General features: G+C 62.4%; 3 protein-coding genes. All 3 read right to left on the reverse strand.

Features of this window, described 5'->3' with window-relative positions:
- Positions 1-330: 330 nt before the first annotated feature.
- The 3 genes from ACQRCA_RS08335 to ACQRCA_RS08345 all read right to left on the reverse strand — a co-directional run bounded on the left by ACQRCA_RS08335 (position 331) and on the right by ACQRCA_RS08345 (position 2,081).
- Positions 331-459, reverse strand: coding sequence for a helix-turn-helix transcriptional regulator (locus ACQRCA_RS08335; protein ID WP_427719876.1), 129 nt, complete (start codon positions 457-459; stop codon positions 331-333).
- A 346-nt stretch (positions 460-805) separates the two neighbouring features.
- Positions 806-997, reverse strand: a complete 192-nt coding sequence (locus tag ACQRCA_RS08340; protein ID WP_117734980.1) for an Arc family DNA binding domain-containing protein — start codon at positions 995-997, stop codon at positions 806-808.
- Between the two features lie 64 nt (positions 998-1,061).
- A complete protein-coding gene (locus ACQRCA_RS08345) occupies positions 1,062-2,081 on the reverse strand; it encodes an SPFH domain-containing protein (RefSeq protein WP_117734981.1) in 1,020 nt (339 codons plus the stop codon).
- Between the last annotated feature and the right edge of the window lie 196 nt (positions 2,082-2,277).

Raw genomic sequence — 2,277 nt, forward strand, 5'->3', positions numbered from 1 at the left:
ATTTCATATACGCCCAGTCTGCTGTTGAAACCAGACCTGTGCTTACGGCTCTACGCCACGCAAGCACAGCCCTGTTTTCCTGCCGCTTCAAATGCCCTTGCCCTCCCCGGCGGCAACGGCATTTTCACGGCAACGCCGACAGAGCGTATAACACACTACACTTTGCTTCGCAAAGTCGTGTGCCAAATGGGGGCGTTGCCCCCTTTGGAAACCCCCACAAGAAAAGGCGGTACGCTACCCCTCCACGGGGCGCATACCGCCTTTTCTTGTTATCCAGCCCTCCGGCTGTATCGGTTGAGCAAAAGTCAGCGTGGGAATGGTGTGGTATCTTTATCTAAGTGATACCCCGCACTCCCAGTTGCTGATGGTCTGGCGCGACACGTAGATGCGCTCCGCCAGATCGTCTTGGGACAGTCCGAGCTCCGTGCGATGCTCCTTGATGTGCGAGCCCAGCTCCATGCGTTTGCTCCCTAGAGGGTCGGGGTGACCCCTGTCGAGAGCCACCATGTCATTGACGCGAGCATCGTACCATCAAAGGTCTTTATATTTGACCCCCACGGGGCAAAATCGAGCTGTCAAAAGGCTTTATATACGACATCTAGCTGGGAAAAGAACGGTCCCCAAAGGCGGATGCCTCCGGGGACCGGTTGGTGCGTATAGAGGGGGCGAGCTTGCTTTGGGTTGGTGTTGGCCCCGCCGCTCGGCTCGACTTTGGAGCGGCGGGGCTCAGCTCTGCCTCGGCGCTGGCGAGGCAGAGCGCGGCTTTGCCCCGACGTCGGCAGCGGCCGAGCCCTGTCTTCCCGGCTTAGCCCTCTTCGCCTTTGGGCGTGCCCTTGAACGAGGGCTCTTTCTTTGGCAGCCTTCCCGCGCGTTTGAGGGCGTCTCGCAAGATCCATTCCACCTGACCGTTGGCGCTGCGCATCTCATCGTCCGCCCAGCGTTGGACGGCCTCCCAGATAGCGGGGTCTATACGGAGTGGATACTGCTTGCGTGCCATGACGTGCCTTCTTGTCGAATGTGCAATTTTGCACCCGTCCCCAAATTACTCATTGGTGTTGGGGTTAGTACAGAGAACCTGCGTTCAGAACCGGGTGCGCCTCGGACTCGCCGCACAGGACCACCATGAGGTTGCTGGCCATCTGCGCCTTGCGCTCGTCGTCGAGCTCGATGGTGCCGCCGGCAGCCATCTCCTTCACGGCCATGTCGACCATGGAGACCGCGCCCTCGACGATCTTCTTGCGTGCGGCGATGACGGCCTCCGCCTGCTGGCGGCGCAGCATCGCCTGGGCGATCTCGGGGGAGTAGGCGAGGTGCGTGAGACGTGCATCGTCGACCTCGACGCCGGCGGGCGCCAGGCGCATCGCGAGCTCGCGGCGCAGGGCTTCGGAGACCTCTTCCACATTGGCGCGCAGCGTGATGGCGCCGGCGGCATCGGACTCGTCCTCCAGGTGGTCGTAGGCGTACACGCTCGCCACGTGGCGCAGCGCCGTCTCGGCCTGCATGGCGACATAGCTCTGGTAGTCGTCGACGTCGAAGAGCGCCTTGGCGGTATCGGCGACGTGCCACACCACGACGGTTGCGATCTCGATGGGGTTGCCCATTTTGTCGTTGACCTTCAGGCGCTCGCCATTCAGGGTGCGCACGCGGGTGGAGATAGTGGTGGGGTTGCCCTTGGCGGCCTTCTGCGCCGCGGCCTTGGCGGCCTTGGAATCGCTCATCTCGAGCTCGATCATCTCGCCGATCCCGGCCGATCCGCCCATGCTCTTGCTAAAGAACGGGTTGGCCCAGAAGAAGCCCTCGTCGCGGACGGTGCCCACGTACTTGCCGAACAGGATGCACACGCGCGCCTGGCCGGGCTGCAGCGAGAAGAATCCGTTGAGTGGGATGAACCACAGGCAAAACGCGAGGATGCTGAGGCCGAGCCCCCATCCGTAGACTGCGGGCGCGTCGACGCCGTCGGGCGTGCTCGCGAGCCCGATGGTGCTCCAGATAAAGAGGCCGATGATGGCGATGAGCGCCACCGCCACGGCGACGAGCATGCCGTAGCCCGACTTGGCCTTGAGTTGCTTTTCCACGCTCATTGTGAGTTCCTTTCACGACTGCGCCGGCGTTTGCGTGACGTCCCCGGCGCCGCGCTCCAGATTGCGATGGGGAGGAGGCGAGTCCCCGAGCAGTCCGTGCGACTGCTGATTGCATTGTGATATCACATTGAGACCAAGTCAAGGAGAATCGGATGCCGTCTCTCATGGCATAAGTGGTTCGGGGCGCCCGGCATCG

Source organism: Collinsella sp. SGI.095, assembly GCF_050314535.1.
Lineage (GTDB): Bacteria > Actinomycetota > Coriobacteriia > Coriobacteriales > Coriobacteriaceae > Collinsella.